General features: G+C 42.1%; 19 protein-coding genes. 8 read left to right on the forward strand and 11 right to left on the reverse strand.

Annotation, left to right across the window (positions count from 1 at the left end; translation table 11 throughout):
- The first annotated feature begins 81 nt into the window (after positions 1 to 81).
- Both H580_RS0102675 and H580_RS0102680 read left to right on the forward strand, forming a co-directional pair.
- Complete coding sequence (locus H580_RS0102675; RefSeq protein ID WP_028593413.1) at positions 82 to 573, forward strand: cation:proton antiporter regulatory subunit; 492 nt, start codon at positions 82 to 84, stop codon at positions 571 to 573.
- A 2-nt stretch (positions 574 to 575) separates the two neighbouring features.
- Complete coding sequence (locus H580_RS0102680) at positions 576 to 1802, forward strand: cation:proton antiporter (RefSeq protein WP_028593414.1); 1227 nt, start codon at positions 576 to 578, stop codon at positions 1800 to 1802.
- Between the two features lie 84 nt (positions 1803 to 1886).
- On the opposite strand, the gene H580_RS0102685 is transcribed toward H580_RS0102680, so the two are convergent.
- Both H580_RS0102685 and rarD read right to left on the reverse strand, forming a co-directional pair.
- Positions 1887 to 3800, reverse strand: a complete 1914-nt coding sequence (locus tag H580_RS0102685) for a stalk domain-containing protein (RefSeq protein WP_028593415.1) — start codon at positions 3798 to 3800, stop codon at positions 1887 to 1889.
- Between the two features lie 149 nt (positions 3801 to 3949).
- Positions 3950 to 4882 carry an EamA family transporter RarD gene (gene rarD / locus H580_RS0102690; RefSeq protein ID WP_028593416.1) on the reverse strand — a complete coding sequence of 311 codons (933 nt, stop codon included), beginning with the start codon at positions 4880 to 4882 and terminating at the stop codon, positions 3950 to 3952.
- A gap of 338 nt (positions 4883 to 5220) precedes the next feature.
- Between rarD and H580_RS0102695 the strand changes: the two genes are divergently transcribed.
- Positions 5221 to 6081, forward strand: coding sequence for a D-alanyl-D-alanine carboxypeptidase family protein (locus tag H580_RS0102695; RefSeq protein ID WP_028593417.1), 861 nt, complete (start codon positions 5221 to 5223; stop codon positions 6079 to 6081).
- Between the two features lie 78 nt (positions 6082 to 6159).
- Here the strand turns inward: H580_RS0102695 and H580_RS0102700 are convergent, their stop codons facing one another.
- Complete coding sequence (locus H580_RS0102700) at positions 6160 to 7167, reverse strand: glutaminase (protein ID WP_084508858.1); 1008 nt, start codon at positions 7165 to 7167, stop codon at positions 6160 to 6162.
- A gap of 309 nt (positions 7168 to 7476) precedes the next feature.
- On the opposite strand from H580_RS0102700, the gene H580_RS0102705 reads away from it, so the two are divergent.
- Positions 7477 to 9468 carry a bifunctional 2',3'-cyclic-nucleotide 2'-phosphodiesterase/3'-nucleotidase gene (locus H580_RS0102705; RefSeq protein ID WP_028593419.1) on the forward strand — a complete coding sequence of 664 codons (1992 nt, stop codon included), beginning with the start codon at positions 7477 to 7479 and terminating at the stop codon, positions 9466 to 9468.
- Between the two features lie 487 nt (positions 9469 to 9955).
- Positions 9956 to 10417: an NUDIX hydrolase gene (locus H580_RS0102710; RefSeq protein WP_028593420.1), complete on the forward strand. Its 462-nt coding sequence runs from the start codon at positions 9956 to 9958 to the stop codon at positions 10415 to 10417.
- 67 nt (positions 10418 to 10484) lie between these two features.
- Here H580_RS0102710 and H580_RS0102715 read toward each other — a convergent pair whose 3' ends face one another.
- A complete protein-coding gene (locus H580_RS0102715; protein ID WP_245583469.1) occupies positions 10485 to 11060 on the reverse strand; it encodes a DNA-3-methyladenine glycosylase I in 576 nt (191 codons plus the stop codon).
- 224 nt (positions 11061 to 11284) lie between these two features.
- On the opposite strand from H580_RS0102715, the gene H580_RS0102720 reads away from it, so the two are divergent.
- Positions 11285 to 12814, forward strand: a complete 1530-nt coding sequence (locus tag H580_RS0102720) for an FAD-dependent oxidoreductase (RefSeq protein WP_028593422.1) — start codon at positions 11285 to 11287, stop codon at positions 12812 to 12814.
- A gap of 10 nt (positions 12815 to 12824) precedes the next feature.
- Here the strand turns inward: H580_RS0102720 and H580_RS0102725 are convergent, their stop codons facing one another.
- Both H580_RS0102725 and H580_RS26600 read right to left on the reverse strand, forming a co-directional pair.
- A complete protein-coding gene (locus H580_RS0102725; RefSeq protein WP_028593423.1) occupies positions 12825 to 13700 on the reverse strand; it encodes a DMT family transporter in 876 nt (291 codons plus the stop codon).
- Between the two features lie 186 nt (positions 13701 to 13886).
- Positions 13887 to 14168, reverse strand: a complete 282-nt coding sequence (locus H580_RS26600) for a serine hydrolase (RefSeq protein ID WP_028593424.1) — start codon at positions 14166 to 14168, stop codon at positions 13887 to 13889.
- Positions 14169 to 14373: 205 nt separating this feature from the next.
- On the opposite strand from H580_RS26600, the gene H580_RS0102735 reads away from it, so the two are divergent.
- Entirely contained in the window at positions 14374 to 14610 is a 237-nt protein-coding gene (locus tag H580_RS0102735; protein ID WP_028593425.1) for an AAC(3) family N-acetyltransferase, read from the forward strand.
- Between the two features lie 73 nt (positions 14611 to 14683).
- Here the strand turns inward: H580_RS0102735 and H580_RS0102740 are convergent, their stop codons facing one another.
- Complete coding sequence (locus tag H580_RS0102740) at positions 14684 to 15271, reverse strand: NAD(P)H-dependent oxidoreductase (RefSeq protein ID WP_028593426.1); 588 nt, start codon at positions 15269 to 15271, stop codon at positions 14684 to 14686.
- A 120-nt stretch (positions 15272 to 15391) separates the two neighbouring features.
- Here H580_RS0102740 and H580_RS0102745 point away from each other — a divergent pair, with 120 nt between their 5' ends.
- A complete protein-coding gene (locus H580_RS0102745) occupies positions 15392 to 15829 on the forward strand; it encodes a MarR family winged helix-turn-helix transcriptional regulator (RefSeq protein WP_028593427.1) in 438 nt (145 codons plus the stop codon).
- Between the two features lie 84 nt (positions 15830 to 15913).
- Here H580_RS0102745 and H580_RS0102750 read toward each other — a convergent pair whose 3' ends face one another.
- The 4 genes from H580_RS0102750 to ahpF form a co-directional block, all read right to left on the reverse strand.
- On the reverse strand, positions 15914 to 16411 hold the full coding sequence (locus tag H580_RS0102750) for an SRPBCC family protein (RefSeq protein WP_028593428.1): 498 nt from the start codon (positions 16409 to 16411) through the stop codon (positions 15914 to 15916).
- A gap of 247 nt (positions 16412 to 16658) precedes the next feature.
- Entirely contained in the window at positions 16659 to 17231 is a 573-nt protein-coding gene (locus H580_RS0102755) for a GNAT family N-acetyltransferase (protein ID WP_028593429.1), read from the reverse strand.
- A gap of 450 nt (positions 17232 to 17681) precedes the next feature.
- Entirely contained in the window at positions 17682 to 18023 is a 342-nt protein-coding gene (locus tag H580_RS0102760; RefSeq protein WP_028593430.1) for a DUF1801 domain-containing protein, read from the reverse strand.
- Between the two features lie 198 nt (positions 18024 to 18221).
- On the reverse strand, positions 18222 to 19751 hold the full coding sequence (gene ahpF, locus H580_RS0102765) for an alkyl hydroperoxide reductase subunit F (RefSeq protein WP_028593431.1): 1530 nt from the start codon (positions 19749 to 19751) through the stop codon (positions 18222 to 18224).
- Positions 19752 to 19801: the final 50 nt, after the last annotated feature.

Raw genomic sequence — 19801 nt, forward strand, 5'->3', positions numbered from 1 at the left:
ATAAAAGGTTTATCTCACGTCTACAATAGGTTATAATGTTTATGTAAACATCATTTTTTTCGACAGGAGGTTTAAATACGGGTGAACATTAGAGAAACGGACCTACCAGGAATCGGCAGAAAGTACCAAATGGAATCTAGAAGTGGGGATAAGTTCGTTGTCATCATTCATGATGATGGGCGCCGCGAGTTGTATCATTTTGATTACGACGATCCAGATGAGAGCATTTCCATGGTTACGCTCGAAGATGAAGAAGCTCGCCAAATGGCAGCTATTATCGGGGGCATGACGTACAAACCGAAAGCACTAGAGACAATTGAAGTTGCACTCGATGATTTGACAATTGAATGGTATCGCATCGAGCCTCAAGCGTCCTGCATCGGTAAAACAATCGGCGAGACTAATGTTCGTCAATCAACCGGGACGACGATCATCGCAGCTATCGAGAAAGAAACAAAACACATTAATCCTGGCCCTGAATACGTCTTCAAAGCTGACACAATGCTTGTTATCGCTGGGGAACGCAAGCAGATGAAAGCCCTTAAAGCTATGTTACAGAACGGGAGTCGGTAATTATGGATCACCTGGTTCTTGAAGTTGGACTAGCCATCATTCTCATTGCCCTAGCAGGTTTATTGGCAGCCAAAATTCGCTTCTCCGTCATTCCTTTCTATATTTTAGTCGGTATGGCTGTAGGGCCTCACGCTCCACAACTCGGTGTGCTTGATTTCAGATTTATAGAAAGCGCAGAGACGATTCACTTTTTGGGACGATTAGGTGTTCTATTTTTACTCTTCTATCTAGGATTAGAATTCTCTGTCGGACGATTGATCAAGTCAGGGAAATCGATTGCGGTCGGTGGTACGATCTACATTGCGATTAACTTTACACTTGGACTTGCCTTTGGCTTTCTTGCCGGCTTCCCATTTGCTGAAACCATGGTGTTGGCAGGAATTACGACCATATCGTCCAGTGCAATCGTAGCGAAAGTACTTGTAGATTTGAAACGGACAGCGAATCCAGAGACAGAAATGATACTCGGTATCATTATGTATGAGGATATTTTCCTTGCGGTATATCTCTCTGTTCTCTCTGGATTGGTTCTAAGCGATGAATCTTCCTTAGTGGGAGTACTGCTTTCTGCTTCATACGCACTTGGATTCATGCTACTATTCCTTGTAGCAGGCAGAAAAGCTGCACCGCTGTTGAACAAGCTATTGGATATTCGATCGAATGAGCTCTTTATCCTTCTTATTTTCGGATTGTTGTTCTTTGTCGCTGGATTAGGAGAAACCATTCATGTAGCTGAGGCGATTGGTGCATTGCTGTTCGGTCTTGTACTGGCAGAAACGACGCATATGAAGCGCATCGAGCACATGATTCTACCGTTCCGTGATTTCTTCGGGGCATTGTTCTTCTTCAGCTTCGGACTAACGATTGAGCCTAGCACATTAGGTGGAGCAGTAGGACTGACGCTTGGTGCAGTAGCGCTTACGTTGTTCGGTAACTTCCTTGCAGGCATGCTTGCAGGTAAAAGTGCTGGATTGTCCAGAAAAGCTTCCGCTAATATTGGACTAACGATTGTATCACGCGGTGAGTTCTCGATTATCGTTGCAAATATCGGTATTGCGGCTTCCCTAAGCCCTAAGATCCAACCATTTGCGGCCTTGTATGTACTGATCTTAGCCGTGCTTGGACCACTCCTAACGAAGGAATCCAAATTAATCTACAAAGGATTAAATGCGATTTTCCGCTGGGATAAGCCAAAAGCAGCTAAAGAACGAAGTACATCCAACCGTTAACGCAGTACCATAGGATAGACAGAGGGTGTCCCAAGGGCCATGTATAATGACTTTTGGGACACCCCCTTTTCATATTCATTATGGTTATTGATATATGCCTGTCACTTTGCCATTTGTAAATGTAATAATGCTAAGACTTGATCCGCTTCCGTATCCCCATGACTCCACCGTAATATTTCCGCCCGTAATATAAGAGGTGTTTCTTGGCTGTCCCCAAGACATGAGCACCTGCTCCTTGGTCATCCCTGTAGATACTTTTTCATTTTTGATTTTTTCCCATACTGACTTCGACCATTTATAACGTTTATACGGATCATAGTTCAATAATTCAGTTTGATCCGTAAATAACCACGTTACTGCGCTAGCACTCATTGGATAGCTCGTAAGCGTTTTACCGTTAGCATGCTTGAACACGATCGTATAGAGCGTCCCGTCTGGAACGATGTCCGTCACGGTTAGTTTATTAAACCGCTCCCAACCTTGGAAATGATTAATCCAGTAGCTCTTCCCGATATATTTGGCCAAATCACCTTGTTTAGCACGCTTTTGGACCTTAGCTGTTTCATCAGACTGAACGATCATTTTCGCGGAACCGAATTTAACTGTAGCCTGCTTCCAATGATTGTCCCATGAAATATTCGCTTGCAGCATATGCTTCAACAGCTCCGCAGGGAACACTGTTGTACCTCCAGCCGTTTGCACCACGCCTTTCATGGTATATGCCATCCCATCGACCGTCGCCAGTTTGCTTCCGGATTGCAGCTTGATTTTTTTGGAGCCTAGTTGAATATGATGTTCTTTCGTACTAGGAACGGAAGTTACTTTACCGCCGAGTGTCTGGAACACAGATTTCAGCGGAAGGTAGACAATACCGTCTTTTTGGATCGCATGTTGCAAAGGCTCATCTAGACTGACCGATATTTTCGCTTGGCTGCTCAACCCATGAGCCGTTATTTTCACACTAGTTTCACCAACACCACGAGCTTTGAATTTATTGTCTGGTACCCTCTCGATCAGCTGTGGTTGATCGATAACAAGTTCATCCTTATTCGGATATCGCTTATGCGTATAACCATTTGTGTACTGTTCTTCTACTGCAATTAAAAAGTGATCGCCTAACTTAGGCGTTGTTCTCGTAACGATCAGCTTAATACTTTTCATTTCAGGTACTTTCATTTTCTCTATGCCCTCTTCACTAAAAACATTCCAAGAGCCATCTTTTTGCTGAAAGTAAACACTGCTTCCAGAATCAGGACTAGTCATCTTCACGATATCTTTGAGATTATGAATTTGCTCCATTGCAAATTTATTTGTACGATCTGATACCCATACCGTGCCGTCTTTTTTCGTAATTAACAGTTGTTGGGGCTCAAACCATTGTACGTTGTCTGCATCCGTTGTGACAGTTACCGGTTCTTTTTGAAAAGGAGCATAATGCGTGACAGTTCCCTCTTTATCCACCACTATAGTGTCATAGTCGTTGACATGTACGGATACCGCATTCGGTACATTTGCAATCAACTCAGGTTTACCCGACCCCTGTTTCTTATAGATATCACCACTGTTTGATAATGCAGCAAGCACATGCCCCCGTGCATCCAGCAGCCTAATGTTGGACAGCCCCGCAACTTCCTCGTCATGATTCCACACCGTACCGTCTTTCTTGAGCCAATAGCCATACTTGCTCAGTTGGGCAACTTCCTTCATATATGGAAGTTCTTTTGATTTCTCCAAATATCCCCAACTAACTACTTTCCCTCCAGCCGTTAACCCCCAGCCCCCCGTATCTGTTTCTTCTATGGAGACGAGATTAAACTGATTCCGTCGTGCACCGTCAAAATCATCTCTCCATAGGGACCCATTATCCAACAAAAATGTATCGCTATCAATGACGGATACAATCTTCGGTTTACTTGCTGGCGAACTTGCCGAAACGATTCCTGCCGTGCAAAGCGTCAATAAAAGTGCAACGACAGATAGACTAAGCAATCTCTTCATTTACAATCTCCCCTATTTGTTTGTAAATAGACAACTTCCAGATTATATCAGACGATGCCGAATACAAGTAGGATAATAATAGTAAATAAAGAAAGGAGAGGTTAATTTCCTCTCCTAATGAAGTGTCCTTTATGTGAACGAGTAAATACCTACTTCTTATGAGCAGCGAGCTGCAGTTCATGCTTTCTTCGCAGCAGCATTTCTTTGGATCGAGAGTAGGTAAATAAAAGAAGGGCGAGCCAGATCATCATAAAAGCAAGCAGTTGTGGAGTGCTAAACGGTTCATTAAATAGGAACAGCCCTAGTCCAAGCATAATCGTAGGTGCGATATATTGAAGAAAACCTACCAATGTAAACGATATACGCTTCGTTCCTGCTGCAAATAACAGAAGGGGAACAGCCGTTACCGCTCCGGCGCCTATTAATAAGAACATCGTTGTTACATCTCTATCCCAGAACGTAGGCGAACTTTCAAAAGTAAATAGGAACACAAGCGCAAACGGCACCATGATGAGCGTCTCAATCGTTAATCCTGCCCAAGCACTAATTGGAACAGTCTTTTTCATAAGTCCATAGAAGCTAAAGGTAGCAGCTAATATTAAAGCAGCCCATGGGAAATATCCATAGTACACTACGAGCCCCAGCACACCTGCTCCTGCAATAGCTACAGACAACCACTCCAGCTTCTTCAAGCGCTCTTTCAAGAAAATAGTGGCGAGAAAGATGTTAAAGAGTGGGTTCATGTAATAGCCCAAACTTGCTTCAATAACCCGATCACTTTCTACGGCAAAAATATAAACGAGCCAATTCACACTAATTACGACAGCAGCAAGGATGATCCTGATCGCCTGCCTTTTATCGGCAAACACCTGCTGAATCTCCTCACTTATGTCCCTTAGCTTACCAAGCAGCAGCAGAACGATGATCATAAACACCAAAGACCAAATAATGCGATGCGCTAACACTTCCCCCGCTGGAACGGAACCGATTGCCTTCCAATAAATAGGGAGAACTCCCCACAAGATGTAGGACACTACGGCTGCCAGCATACCTAAAGCATACGGGTTTTGTTTTGTTTCCATGCTACGCCTCCACTCTATCCAATTATTATCTAATTTTGTATATTACTATATCAAAATTAGTATATTAAATGGTGGAGAAATTATATTTTTATACCAACTAAACATGAAAAGACCTGCTCGTATAAACGCTAGCGGGTCTTCTATGCTTATGATCTGACAACTTATATAGTCTGACTCGGAGCATCCTTATTCACATCGAGCTCACGGATGGATCTCATTTATGAAGAATACCGATTTTCATTTTACCGATACCCATTTAATAAAAACTTTATTTTTTCTTTCCTCCCATTTAAATATTTATGGTTAGACTGGATTTATACCATTACGGAGGTTAGAAAATGAAACTTGTAAAAAAGGCAATTCCCTTTATCCTTATATTGCTCGTTCTATATATTGCTTTACCCTTCATTACCAAACCAGAGGTTAATGCCAAGGCTGCAATTCTCATGGAAGCTGAATCGGGAAAAATACTTTATAGCATAAATGAAAATACACCTCTTGCCCCAGCAAGTATGTCAAAAATCATGACAGAATACATCGTGTTGGAGCATATTTATAACGGTTCATTAAAATGGTCGGATACGGTTACGATTAATGCAACAACGGTTGATAGTGATGGGGTTAAAATCAATGTAGAAATAGGTGATCGCCTATCGATTAAAGATCTGTTTTATGCGATGGTCGTTTCATCAGCGAATAATGCTGCGGTCGCACTAGCTGAACATATTGCAGGCAGTGAAGAACAATTCACTCAACTGATGAATGATAAGGCGAAGGAATTACAACTGTCGCCTCATACTTACTTTGTAAATGCAACTGGGCTTGCCAATGAGAACTATGAAGAATCCAGAATGACTGCGCTGGATGTTGCTATATTATCGCAGCAGCTACTTGAAACATTCCCAGATGTAGTCGCCATAACAAAGCTTGATTCTTACACGCTAGAATATGATGGTACCGTTGTAACAGCGACAAATAAAATGCTCGATCCCGTTCATCAAGAGCTATACTCTAAAAGCGTTGACGGCTTAAAGACAGGGTTTACGAATTTAGCAGGCTATAGCTTTGCCGGAACAGCTAAAGAAGGGGAGAAACGATTAATAACGGTAGTTATGGGTACGGATAGCGATGCAAGGCGATTTGAGGAAACCAAGAAATTATTGTCCTTCGGGTTCAATAGCTTTCATATTCCTTTTTAACGAATACTGACCTATATTCGTAGTTGCACTTTGTATTGCATCACGGTTAAACGGCTCACTAAATGATGAACAATGATCTCAAAAAATATTAAAATTCCATTCCTTAGCGATATGCTTCAATAGCATGCCTCCGGCTACGCTGTTGCCGTACTCATCAATCGCTGGGCCATAAATGCCAATTCCACATCCCGCAGGAAACGGAGAATCTGGAGCACTTGCATGCGTGGGCACAGCTGCCATGATGCCGCCAGAAACACCGCTTTTCGCGGGCAAGCCGATAAATGCGGCGAATTTTCCAGAGGCGTTATACATACCGCATGTGACCATTAATGCTTTTGCCAACTTTGCAACTTCCTTCGGGAAGAGCTGCTCTTTACGAAACGGATGATAGCCGTCATGAGCCAGCACCAATCCAATCATAGCGATATCCTGCGTATGTACTTCAATGGAACATTCTTTTAAGTAAACCTCCAAAGCTTGCTCTACAGAGCTTTCAAGAAACCCTGTTCCCTTCAAATAATAAGCGAGCGAACGATTCCGATCGGCTGTCTGCCATTCGGACTGATACACTTCTTCATTAATACCGACGCGTCTCCCTACCATCTTCTCAATAAAAGCCAAGATGGAGTCTATTTTTTGCTGGGGCGACTTGCCGCCAAGTAAAGAGGAAACGGTAATCGCACCGGCATTAATCATCGGATTAAACGGCTTGCCTGGCTTATGTACTTCTAAACGAACGATGGAATTAAAAGCATCTCCAGTCGGTTCTACATCTACTCGTTCCAATACATAGGCAGCCCCATGCTCCACACAAGCAGCTATGAAGCCAATCACTTTTGATACGCTTTGCAGTGTGAATAGGGATTCGCAATCTCCTGACTTTGCAAGTTTCCCATCTGGACCGATTATCGTAACTCCTAGCTGCGAGGGATCGACTTGTGCCAAAGCTGGGATATAGGCTGCGCATCGTCCGTCCGAGGTATAGGGGCGATAGTGTTCCAGCCATGTATGTAGAATCGAATCTGTTTCGTGCGGCGGCGCAGCAGCTTGTAGAGCTTGACCTAGCTGAATATTCTCGTTTGCCATAGACATATCCCCTTTTTCCTCTACCAATCTAAAATAAAAATGAGCATCAAATTGATTATCATCGTATTAGAAGTCCAATCAATTAGCAAGCATTTTGCATGCAAACTGTAAACACTGCGAACGTTAGTTAAGTAAACGCGATCTCTAGGGTTGATTTTACAAACTGCCTTATTTATTTTTACAAAATGACCTTTGTTCAATAATTGTGTTAAATTTTCCACTGAACTCTATCTAAAACGTGATTCTAATGATAGAATGAACTCGGTTGAAATATTATCTATCACCTACTCATTAGGAGGAATATCCAGCATGAAACTTTCAACAAGGCAGAAGATCACAAGTCTTGTACTCTCCGCGTCATTAGTGGCGGGAACGCTTTCATTCACGCTCGCTCCTGCAAGTGCTGACACAAGTACAGCATCGGATTCCGTACTGAAACTGCGTATTATGGAAACAACCGATTTGCACACGAATATGGTGAACTACGATTACTACCAAGACAAATTAACAGATGAGTATGGCTTAGCGAAAACGGCGACATTGATCAAGCAATCACGCGCAGAAGTGAAAAACAGCATGTTGTTTGATAATGGTGACCTCCTCCAAGGCAATCCACTTGGTGATTATGTCGCGAAAGTAAAGCCATTGAAAGATGGCGAGACACATCCTGTATATAAAGCTATGAACGAATTGCAATACGATGCAGCGAACATCGGCAACCACGAATTCAACTTCGGACTAGAACATTTAGACCGCAGCTTGAAGGGGGCGAAGTTCCCTTATGTAAACTCCAACGTATATATTGATGACAAAGATAAAGACCCAAACAACGATAAAAATAGATTTGAGCCATATGTAATTTTAGATCGCACATTTAAAGATGAAGCTGGCAAAGACGTAAAGCTTAAAGTAGGTGTAATTGGCTTCGTGCCGCCACAAATTATGAGCTGGGATGAAGCACATTTGAGCGGCAAAGTCATTGCAAAAGATATGGTTGAATCAGCGAAAAAATTTGTACCTGAGATGAAGAAAAAAGGTGCAGATCTTATCGTTGCAATTCCTCACTCTGGTATCAGTACGGAAAGCAACGATTCCGAAAATGCGAACTTGGAATTGAGTAAAATCGACGGAATCGATGCGATTCTATTCGGTCACTCCCATGCTGTATTCCCTGGCAAGGGCTTTGAAAATATTAAAGGCGTAGATGCGAAAAAAGGTCTAATCAACGGAATTCCAGCTGTAATGCCTGGATTCTGGGGTGACAACCTTGGTGTCATTGACTTGGAATTGAAGCAAGTAAACGGTGAATGGGATGTAGTCAATTCCATATCCAAAGCAGTACCTGTATACGATAAAGAGAATAAAAAAGCGCTCGTTGAAGCAGACAAAACGATTGTGGACGCTGTTAAAGAAGACCACGATCACACGGTGAAATGGGTTCGTTCTGCTGTAGGTAAAACGACTGCTCCTATTCACAGCTACTTCGCGCTTGTACAAGATGACCCGTCTGTACAAATCGTAACGAATGCACAGAAATGGTACACAGAGAAAGCTATTAAAGGTACGGAACTAGAAGGTCTCCCAGTTCTATCTGCTGGTGCACCGTTCAAAGCAGGCGGACGCCAAGGTGTGAACTACTACACGAACATCCCTAAAGGAACGTTGGCAATTAAGAACGTTGCTGACTTATACGTATACCCGAATACCTTGAAAGTTGTAAAAATTAACGGTGCACAAGTACAAGAATGGTTGGAGCGTTCTGCTGGACAGTTCAATCAAATCGATCCGAAGAAAAAAGGCGAGCAAGCTCTTATTAATGAGGAGTTCCGTACGTACAACTTCGACATTTTGGACGGCGTTACGTACCAAATCGACGTCACTCAGCCATCCAAATACGATACTGACGGCAAGCTGATTAACAAGAAAGCAAAACGTATCAAAAACTTGTCTTACAAAGGCAAGCCTGTTAAAGCAACCGACAAGTTCTTAGTTGTTACCAACAACTATCGTGCGACAGGCGGCGGAAGCTTCCCAAGTCTTGATGGCTCCAACATTGTCATCGATTCCCAAGAAGAGACGCGCCAAGTTGTTATCAATTACATTCTAGAGAAGAAAACGATCAACCCTACTGTGGACAAGAACTGGTCGTTCGTTCCGTTGAAGAACAAAGCAAATGTAACGTTCGTGACTTCTCCAAATGCGAAAGAGTTCGCGAAGAAGCAGCCGCACATGAAGTACCAATCTACATTGGACACAGGCTTCGCGAAGTTCAGCATTGATTTGAGTAAGAAGAAGAAATAATTGAACAAATCGATCCTATTATGTATTCTCTGTAGGTGACAGTAGCTTGGAAGCTTGAAATGTAAAACTAGTGTATGAAAAAGATTAGTGGTCGCTCTAGGATGGGAACTATCTCACCTAGACGGCCATTTCTTTTGTATATGGAGGAAATAGAGATTACACCTTTCCGCATAATACGATCCAATTGAGTATAGTCCGTATACACCTTATACGATTATCGTTCCTGCAAAAGTGCAGACTTTTCATTGCTTACTGATACTTATTGAAGAAAGCCTGCTCAGATGCAGGAATTTGGCTCATATTAGGGAGTTTCAGTGCTTTTGAGCAGATAAGGATGTATATTTGCATCAATTCCCCATAAAACGCCTATATGGACTTAAAAATGATGCACATTTGCAGGAATGGGATAACACTATTTAATTTCCATTGACCATGATATCATTTTCACAGAAAAAATATTCCTAACAAGAAGCAGGGGGTTCTTACAATGCGAGAGTATATAAAGGAGATGCGCCAATTAGTCGGCACACGACCATTACTATTATGTGGCGCAAGCGTGATCGTGATGAATAAATCGGGACATGTCCTTATGATGCGCAGGACGGATAATAACAGTTGGTGCTTTCCAGGCGGAGCGATCGAACTAGGAGAAGAAGTTCGCGAAGCCGCAGCTCGCGAACTATTCGAAGAGACAGGACTACACGCAGAGCAACTAGACATCTTCGATGTCTTCTCAGGCGAGCGGCTTTACTACAAATATCCTCACGGGGATGAAGTCTATAACGTCGATATCGTGTTCACAACAACGCAATACAGCGGTGAGCTAACTATTAATAATGAGAACAAAGAGGCCCGCTTCTTCCCTGTAAATGAGCTGCCAACACCCATTAGTCCGCCCGTCCTTCCGATTGTAGAAACCTTGCAGAAGGCTTTTCATGAAACAATTTAACTAACTTGGTATCAAAGCACGACAGGTTCATGATATGCTGCAAATTTAGCACTCTACACCACTTTCGCTATCGATTCCTTGGATGACAGGAACAGTCCAGCGTATGGTCATTCACCATGCCCACTGCTTGCATATACGAATAACAAATCGTACTTCCTATAAACTTGAACCCGTCTTTCTTCAACCTTTTACTCATTCTATCACTGATTTCCGTTGAAACAGGCACTTCTTTTATCGTTGCCCATTGGTTCAAGATCGGCTTGTCGCCGACAAATCTCCAGATGTAATTGGAAAAGGAGCCGAATTCTTTTTGGATTTTGAGAAATGCATCCGCATTGGTTACGACACTTTTAATTTTTAACTTATTTCGTACAATGCCTGTATCTTCAAGTAAAGACTGCAATTTCTCATCTGTATACTGAACGATCTTCTCCGCATCAAAATGATCAAAGGCTTTGCGGTAGTTGTCCCGCTTCTGCAAAATAGTCCACCAGCTAAGCCCCGCCTGTGCACCTTCTAAACATAGCATCTCGAACAAGATTCGATCATCAAACACAGGAACTCCCCATTCTTTATCGTGATACTCCATATATAAAGGTTCTTGTGTTACCCATGCGCAGCGCTTTAACATTCGTGCAACCATCCTCTTCCGCTTGTTATTGTCATTGCCTATATTCATTTTACAGACCGAACAATCTCACACCTATTAAACCCATCATATCAAACATACGTTCTCATGTAAACAACTGCTCTTATCCCCCTACTTTACTACTATTGATTAAACCAAATGCGATAAGGAAATGAATATCAAGGGAGACCCTTTGCAGGAGGATAGCAACTACCATGACTAATGAACACAATGAACACTTGAATACGAATGATATGCCTCAATTCCCTGAATCTTATTGGTGGGATTCTATAACCCTTCCTTCTTTTCCAAAGCTTACGGAGCATCGTGAAGCTGAGGTCGTGGTTGTAGGAGGAGGAATTACTGGAGTAACAACTGCTTATTTGTTAGCTAAAGCAGGGCTCAAAGTCGTGCTTGTAGAAGCAGGACGTCTGCTTCACGGCACAACTGGGCATACGACGGCCAAAATAACAGCGCAGCATGATTTGATTTATGACGAGCTGATCCATACATTTGGTCAGGAGAAGGCACAACTTTATTACAAAGCCAATGCGGATGCACTGCATTTTATTAAACGAATGATTGAGGATCACAAAATTGAGTGTGATTTTCATGAGCAAGACGCCTATATTTATACAAATTCCGATACTTATACGACTAAGCTGGAGAAAGAACTGGCCGCTTATGAGAAGCTTGGTATTCATGGTGATCTAGTTGAGCAAATCGCCCTTCCGATCCCGATCAAATCAGCCCTAGTCATGCACAAACAGGCGCAGTTTCACCCGCTTAAGTATTTAAAAAAGCTCGTTGAATTGTTTGTTCAGCTCGGTGGCACGATCTATGAAAACACGACGGTTGAAACGGTTGAAAAAGGCGAACAGCCTGAAGTCGTATTAAGAGATGGGCACAAAATCACTTGCAAGCACGTCGTATCTTGTTCTCACTTCCCTTGCTATGACGGAATGAGATTTTATTTTACAAGATTGTATGCCAACCGTTCTTATGTCATTGGTGTCAAAAGCGAAAAAAGATATTTGGGCGGCATGTATATTAGTGCTGAAGACCCGAAGCGTTCCGTGCGGTCTGCAACTTCAGCCAACGGAGACAATTTGTTGTTAATTGGAGGAGAAAGCCATAAAACGGGGCAAGGCATATGCATGATTAAGCACTATGAGGCACTGCAGGCTTTTGCGCAGCAGACATTTGGAATCGAGGAGTTTGCCTATCGTTGGTCTGCTCAAGATTTAGTCACGCTGGACAATGTTCCTTACATCGGCCATCTATCCTCTTCAACACCAAACATCTATGTGGCGACAGGGTATCGGAAATGGGGAATGAGCACAGGAACGGCAGCTGCTCTGCTATTAAGGGACATGATTACAAGAAAAGAGAATGCTTATGAAGAGCTGTACACACCTGCAAGATTCCATCTTGTACCCGATGTAAAAACCTTTGTCGTTCAAAATGCGGATGTTGCCAAGCACCTCATTGGCGGAAAATTGGAAATGGTTAGCAAAAAACCAGAAAGCTTATCGAATGACGAAGGCGCAGCCGTATCCGTTAATGGAAAACGAGCTGGCGCTTATCGAGATAAGAAAGGCAACTTGCACCTCGTCGATACAACTTGTACGCATCTGGGTTGTGAAGTAGAGTGGAACGAAGGTGAGCGCAGTTGGGATTGCCCATGTCACGGCTCTAGATTTTCGTATGATGGTGATGTGTTAGAAGGTCCAGCAACAGAACCTTTAAAGAAAATAGAACAATCCTGAAGTTCGTACTTCAGGATTGTTTTCTATTCAATTGCTTATCCGTTTTATTTACAAGGTAAATACCTGCGATAATCAATAATCCACCAACGATAAGGGAAGGATATAGCGGCTCCCCTAATAACAACCAACCCGTTAATACACCGAAAAAAGGAGCTAAAAATAAAAACGAACTCGTTTTTCCAGGATCGCCATGCTGCAATAAATAATACCATCCTGCAAATTGAACAATTGAAGACATAATGCTTAACCACATTAATAAGAACAAGGACTCCCCGTTTACAATAAAAAATGGCTCTTCAAAAATAAAGCTGCACACGAACAGAATAAGCCCGCCGAACAGCATCTGATAAGCGGATAACACCCATGTATCAAGGGTTCCTCCCCACTTCTTAGCCAATAGCGTCGCAAATGCCCAAAAGACAGCGGAAAGAATGCCATAGACGATACCCATTTTCAAATCAACCTTTGCGCCCATCGTAATGACGACCCCAGCCAAACCTAGAACGACACCGATCCACTGATAAAGCTTGTAGCGCATGTTTACAAATATAGTCCCGAAAATAACGACAAATAACAGATTCGTAAACGTCAAAATGGATGTTTCACTAGCTGTAATCGTAAGCAGGCTTAAAAAAATACAACCCATTACGCCAGCCGTCTGGAGCGAACCGATTACGAACATCTTCAGCCAACTGCTTGTAGTGGTTGGATGAGGACGTTTGAGAACATATACGATTAGTCCCATGATGACACCAGCAAGCAGAAATCTTAATGCCGCTAATAGTAATGGGGAGGAATAGGGCAAGCCAATTTTGACAACAGCAAAGGAAGAGCCCATTAAGAAGGTGGTTAGCAGTATAATCACAGTAAACTTGAACGTGCTCATGATTGATATCTCCTTATTTCAGACAGCTCATTACACAGTCGCCAAATCCTTTAATATCAGGCAAATACTCGTATCCAGGAGCAGATCCCCAACTATTAAACACACGTACAACTACCGTGTCATAATCGGGAATAACAAGCACAGCTACATTAGAGTAACCCAATATCTGATAAGAACCTTTTAGAACTAAATCTCCAATCTCGACGAAATATATCCATGATGCACGGCGTAAGCAACTGCAAATCCAGTATAGCTTTTTCGAACAGAGCCAACATGAAATTGAGTGTCCGCTTGTACCGATCTAACATCTTCATTCGGGGAATGTCGTCCCCAATACGTTTCCGCAACGACGTTGTCTTGGTGAATTACCATAACAGCTGCGCCAGAACAATGATTAGCAAGAAAGGTTTGATATACGTGCTCTATTACCGGATCGAACTGATTAGAAATTTCTCTAGTCCATGACATAGGGGCCAGCTCCTTAGTTGGCAACATTTAACTAATATTTCACTCATAATAGAACATACGTTTTTGTTTGTAAATATTAAAATTATCGCGATAACCAAGAATCGATATGTTACTTGTGCTATATTGTTTATGCTATATATTTTTCCAATTCATGCTAGATAGAGAGACCAGAAATTCGATGCGTAACTTGAGGGGAGGATACTCGATGGCACATGGACAGCTAATTACGAAAGATCGAATAAAGGTAGATGGAGAAGAGAAATGGACGACTTATCGAGATATTAATAATGATTCTGATGATTTCAGCAACCTATTTGACGACTTTAGAAAGGATACAACTTACATCGTAGAAGGAAAAGTTGGAGCAGCGACCAGCTATTTGATACCGATGAGAGCCATTGTAGATTACGCGCTGAATTGGATGAATACCAATCGAGCTTAAACGAGAATAACAGTAAAGCATAAAAAGGACTACCACTCGGCAGCCCTTTATTTTGTAGCGGTTTCTGCTTCAATTAAGATGCTAGCGTTTTGAAATAGTGAAGCACTTTATTTAATTTTTTCTCATGATTTCCTTTCGGACTCTCCATATTGCCAAATTCAAAAAACTTCACTTTTTTAATGCCGACATATTGAAACAACGCCTTTCTCATCAGCATTTTATGGGCATTCCCCAGCCAAAATAACGGATAAAAAGTAGGCCCTTTCATCACAGAAATGCAGACAGCCGATTTCCCTTTCAGCAATCCTTCAGGAAGTATACCTCCTGTGTCTCGATATGCAAAATTAGAAGCAAACATTTGGTCGATATAACCTAATAACATCGCAGGTGGACGCCCCCACCAGATTGGATAAATAAATACAAGCTTATCCGCCCACAGAATTTGTTCACGATATTTGGCCAGCTTAGGATCATCATGCATATCCCTTCTGCGCTTCGTCTCATTGAATACCAGTACGGGATCAAAGCCTTCTTCATATAGATCAAGCACCTGCATATTGGGCGCATGCGAGTTCTCACTTAATCCTTGAATAACTTTTTGCAAAAAGCCGTAACTAAGACTTTTATGATTCGGGTGGGTATATACAACCAATATGTTCATTGCCTTTCCCTCCATTACTTATCATATGATAAGTAAAAGGTAGCACGCCGTTGCTTTAGTTGTCAATTGATAATTGTATTATGATAATCATTTTGTTATCGTACAGTTGAGGTGATCCGTATGGATAAAGAAGCTTTGTTTCAACAATTTGTGACCTTCACAACTTCCGTGCACGAAGTGACATTCGAAATGACCAAAGATGTTAAGCCAGAGGATATTACTCCTCTTCAATATAGTATTTTGGAATATCTCGCGGTCAGCCAGCCCGTTACGTTAAGCCAGATCAGCGAATGCAAGCATATTTCCATGCCAAATACGAGCCGTGAGATAAAGAAGCTAACCGACAAGCAACTATGTGAAAAATTTGAAGTGCCCGATGATAGACGCAAACAATTCATTCGGTTATCGGAATCCGGACAGGCCATGATGAATAAAGCTTTTGAGCAAATCGGAGCACGATTTCTAGAGCGAATAAAGGATGTGTCTGCTGAAGAGTTAGAGGACATACAGCACGCGATAAATATTCTTCAATCCAAAGTATTTCATGGCAGCAAGTAAATTTACACCTTTCAGATTTACGTACTCGTTTATTCGCAGCAAATGAAAAAGAAGGAGCCACACTCGCTCCTTCTCTCCCTATTTTCAACCTGTATAACTCACCTTACCCGTTTCCACTAATTCCTTCAGCCCCATAAACATCAAGTTCCAGCCGTGCTCAGTGCCATCATATGCTTCAGTTATTGCTTTTTGAATATCTGCTTCCGTCCAGCTCGGTTCATATGGCACGTTGATGTTGTGTGTGAACGTCATCTGGCTGCCTTCCGGCGTTTCTGTCAACTCCACTGCAATCGTATCTTCCCATTCGCTGAATTGCGGCATTTTAAAAGTAAACACCAGCTTATGAGGAACGTCCAGTTCAACGTATTTCCCAATCGCTCGATAATCCACACCGCCTCGATGGTCGACAATTTCCCAATCCCCGCCCACTTCAGGGTTGTTCCGTGTTACCTTATTTGTACCTTCCAATGTAAAGAGCCATTTTTTCATCATCTCAGGGTTCAACCATGCATGATATACCTTTTCAGCAGGCACCTCAAAATGTCTCGTCATAGTTAACACCGTTGTAGAATAGTTGTTCATACTCAACCTCCTCTATGTCAGATATAAATATCGATTTTTACCATCAGTCTCTTTGCAGAGCTTGTCCATTTGCAATGCAATTATAACTCACCTCGAAAGCGTCATCCAAAAATCCAACGATCACGATAATGCCTCTGTATGAATCTGCGCTGCGCTGAATCCTTTCACGGCATCAGCAGCTTCGCAAAAGGATGGAATATATAAAAAGGACTACCGTGCGGCAGCCCTTCATGTAAAATAACTGTTATTATTTTGTAAGCTTATAATAGCAATGAGGTTGACCCTCGATCTCCACATCACCACAATATTGAAATCCACACTTTTGTATCACTTTATTGGACGAATCATTACGTAAATGAGCGATAGCGATAAGCTGTTCAACGTTTGTATTTTCGAATAAATACGTAATTAGACCTCTCGCCGCCTGCGTGGTGTATCCCTTATTCTGATAAGGTTCAGAAATGCCATAAAAAATTTCACGATTAGGTGGTGAAACCTCATCCTTAATACCTGTACCACAAATACCGATAAATTCACCTGTTTCTTTCAATAAGATGCCTAATCGCAACCGATATTGTTCAGGATCTCCAGTTCTCGATAAAGCATCAAGAAACCGCTCATTCTCTGGTATTTCATAATTTAGAAACCACTCTTCCCGCTGTTCCCTTGGAGCATTCCATCCAATCAAATATTTATGGAAATGAGGCTGCCAAGTAAGATTATGCAGCGCATCTAGATCATCAGCTTGATACTCCCGTAAAATGATATCTTGGCACTCTATCGTAAAGACACTATTGCTTCTATTTTGTAAATGACTCATTATATATCCTCCTAATGAATAGAAGGCATACAAAGCAGCTAATTTTATGATTGATCATCACAGAAACATGCAGCAATCCACAAGGATTCACCGCATAAAGTGATGGATAACACTATGCTTTGCATCCTTGTAATCGTTAAATAATTGTATATTCGATTTAACCCATTACAAAGTTGTTGGCATAATGAATCCTCCCTGTTATCAAATACTAGTAAATTGTAGCAAATTGTTTAATTAGGTTCAATAAACATACTTCTCGCTAGTTTTCAACCTTAAACCACGCCGTTTAAACGGAAGTACAGTTTCATTAATGGAAGGCCGCTAATTTAAATTGGTGACAATTATGCAGTTATTTTATCTTTTCTATCTAAAATAACTGCAGTTTTGTCCATACCATCATAAAAAAAAGAGCAATGCTTGACGTTCGTGCATCACTCTTCCCTTAACCTATTAAAGAGAACTGGAAGCTTGCTGTAGCCATAATATTAACTGCTTGGAATCATAAGTAGTACCTTTGCGAAGCTTCAATGTCTTTCTTTCAGGCGGGCCCTCAAACATGCCTTCTGGAAGCTCCAAGCCAGCAGCATTAAAAATAGTAAAGCTAACCGCATCTTTAGATGTAGAAATAACCGCAGCGTATTTCCCATTTTTCAAAAAATGAGGTTTCTTATACTGAATCCGTTCCGTTACTTCCGGTATTGCCTGATGCACAACTTCTCGCAAGTTCGTGGATAGCTCCACCTGCCATGGCTCTTTAATTGCAGCGATAAAATCGGTCACTTCCTGATTCATTTCCCTCTCTCCTTCACTTAAGTATAAAGTCTTTCACAGGTACACCTTGTGTTCGACGAAAGTACATCAATTCCTTCTATTTACTTGCTGCACCTACATATGACAATAGCCCCCACTTTATAAAAAGTGAGGGCTACGCTAACAGCAATAAGCTATTCTAGATAGACTGCTGCCATTTATTATTTTAAACGATATAAATTAGTTACGAATCAAATAATCGAATGCGCCTAGAGCTGCCGTCGCACCGGATCCCATCGAGATGATGATTTGCTTGTACGCGCTGTTTGTGCAGTCACCAGCAGCAAATACACCTGGGATACTCGTAGCACCGTGGCTATCAACGATGATTTCACCCATACGATTGCGTTCAACCGTATCAGCTAACCAGTCTGTGTTCGGTACAAGACCGATTTGTACGAATACGCCTTGCAAGGCGATTTGTTTTTCTTCACCTGTCGCACGATCGATGTACGTAAGGTTTTCAAGCTTATCTGTACCCGTCAATTCTTTCGTTTGAACATTTTTAAGAACGGTAACGTTCGGCAAGCTGTAAAGACGATCTTGCAATACAGAGTCTGCTTTAAGTTCAGGAGCGAATTCAAGGACAGTTACATGGTTTACGATACCAGCAAGATCGATTGCTGCCTCGACACCTGAGTTACCGCCTCCGACAACTGCAACATCTTTACCTGTGAACAATGGGCCATCACAATGAGGGCAGTAAGCTACGCCTTTGTTTTTGAACTCCACTTCACCTGGAACGCCCATATTTCTCCAACGAGCACCTGTAGAAATGATAACGGTCTTACTTTTCAGAACCGCACCATTTTCAAGCTCGATCTCGATGAACTCATTTTTGTCTAGACGCTTCGCACGCTGTGTTTTCATCACATCAATGCCGTACTCTTTTACTTGCTCTTCGATGCTAGCAACAAGCTTAGGACCTTCTGTATACTTCACACTGATGAAGTTCTCGATGCCCATTGTATCATTAACTTGACCGCCGAAGCGCTCTGCAACGATACCTGTACGAATCCCTTTACGAGCTGCGTAAATCGCTGCGCTTGCGCCGGATGGACCGCCACCAACAACAAGTACATCATAAGGAGCTTTATTATCCAATTCAGACGCATCAGGACCAGAACCCAATTTAGCAAGAATATCTTCAATTGTTGTACGACCGCTTTCGAAGAACTCACCGTTGAGGTATACGCTTGGCACAGCCATTACGTTTTTGCTTTCTACCTCATCTTTGAATACAGCACCATCAATCATCGTATGGGAAATACCAGGATTGAAAATACTCATCAAGTTCAATGCTTGTACTACATCTGGACAGTTATGGCAGCTCAAGCTGATATAAGACTCAAATGTATATTCGCCTTTAATACTCTTAATTTGGTCGATTACACTTTGGTCCACTTTAGGAGCTCTGCCGCTCACTTGAAGCAATGCAAGTACAAGTGAAGTGAATTCATGTCCAAGCGGTGTACCTGCGAACACAACACCTGTGTCTTCGCCAACACGGTTTACGCTGAAGCTTGGTGTTCTAGCCAAATCTGCTTTCTCTACCGAAATCATAGCAGACATGCTAGCAAGCTCATCTACAAGAGACATCATCTCTGTAGATGCAGCATCATCACCTGCGCTCACTTTAATGACGATGTTGCCTTCCAATAGTTGAAGATATTGCTCTAATTGTTGTTTGATATCCTGGTCCAATGCCATTTGATAATCCTCCTTAAAATGTTTGATAATGATGCCAAGTAACATACTCT

It is taken from the genome of Paenibacillus assamensis DSM 18201, assembly GCF_000422445.1.
GTDB classification, from domain to species: Bacteria; Bacillota; Bacilli; order Paenibacillales; family Paenibacillaceae; genus Paenibacillus_B; species Paenibacillus_B assamensis.

Excerpts from the sequence above, each read along its gene's own strand:
- H580_RS0102735 (WP_028593425.1), top strand. The coding sequence starts at position 14,374 with ATGGCACATGGACAGCTAATTACGAAAGATCGAATAAAGGTAGATGGA.
- H580_RS0102740 (WP_028593426.1), bottom strand. The coding sequence starts at position 15,271 with ATGAACATATTGGTTGTATATACCCACCCGAATCATAAAAGTCTTAGT.
- rarD (WP_028593416.1), bottom strand. The coding sequence starts at position 4,882 with ATGGAAACAAAACAAAACCCGTATGCTTTAGGTATGCTGGCAGCCGTA.
- ahpF (WP_028593431.1), bottom strand. The coding sequence starts at position 19,751 with ATGGCATTGGACCAGGATATCAAACAACAATTAGAGCAATATCTTCAA.
- H580_RS0102725 (WP_028593423.1), bottom strand. The coding sequence starts at position 13,700 with ATGAGCACGTTCAAGTTTACTGTGATTATACTGCTAACCACCTTCTTA.
- H580_RS0102715 (WP_245583469.1), bottom strand. The coding sequence starts at position 11,060 with ATGGTTGCACGAATGTTAAAGCGCTGCGCATGGGTAACACAAGAACCT.
- H580_RS0102685 (WP_028593415.1), bottom strand. The coding sequence starts at position 3,800 with ATGAAGAGATTGCTTAGTCTATCTGTCGTTGCACTTTTATTGACGCTT.
- H580_RS0102760 (WP_028593430.1), bottom strand. The coding sequence starts at position 18,023 with ATGAATCAGGAAGTGACCGATTTTATCGCTGCAATTAAAGAGCCATGG.
- H580_RS26600 (WP_028593424.1), bottom strand. The coding sequence starts at position 14,168 with ATGTCATGGACTAGAGAAATTTCTAATCAGTTCGATCCGGTAATAGAG.
- H580_RS0102755 (WP_028593429.1), bottom strand. The coding sequence starts at position 17,231 with ATGAGTCATTTACAAAATAGAAGCAATAGTGTCTTTACGATAGAGTGC.
- H580_RS0102750 (WP_028593428.1), bottom strand. The coding sequence starts at position 16,411 with ATGAACAACTATTCTACAACGGTGTTAACTATGACGAGACATTTTGAG.
- H580_RS0102745 (WP_028593427.1), top strand. The coding sequence starts at position 15,392 with ATGGATAAAGAAGCTTTGTTTCAACAATTTGTGACCTTCACAACTTCC.
- H580_RS0102695 (WP_028593417.1), top strand. The coding sequence starts at position 5,221 with ATGAAACTTGTAAAAAAGGCAATTCCCTTTATCCTTATATTGCTCGTT.
- H580_RS0102710 (WP_028593420.1), top strand. The coding sequence starts at position 9,956 with ATGCGAGAGTATATAAAGGAGATGCGCCAATTAGTCGGCACACGACCA.
- H580_RS0102680 (WP_028593414.1), top strand. The coding sequence starts at position 576 with ATGGATCACCTGGTTCTTGAAGTTGGACTAGCCATCATTCTCATTGCC.
- H580_RS0102705 (WP_028593419.1), top strand. The coding sequence starts at position 7,477 with ATGAAACTTTCAACAAGGCAGAAGATCACAAGTCTTGTACTCTCCGCG.
- H580_RS0102700 (WP_084508858.1), bottom strand. The coding sequence starts at position 7,167 with ATGGCAAACGAGAATATTCAGCTAGGTCAAGCTCTACAAGCTGCTGCG.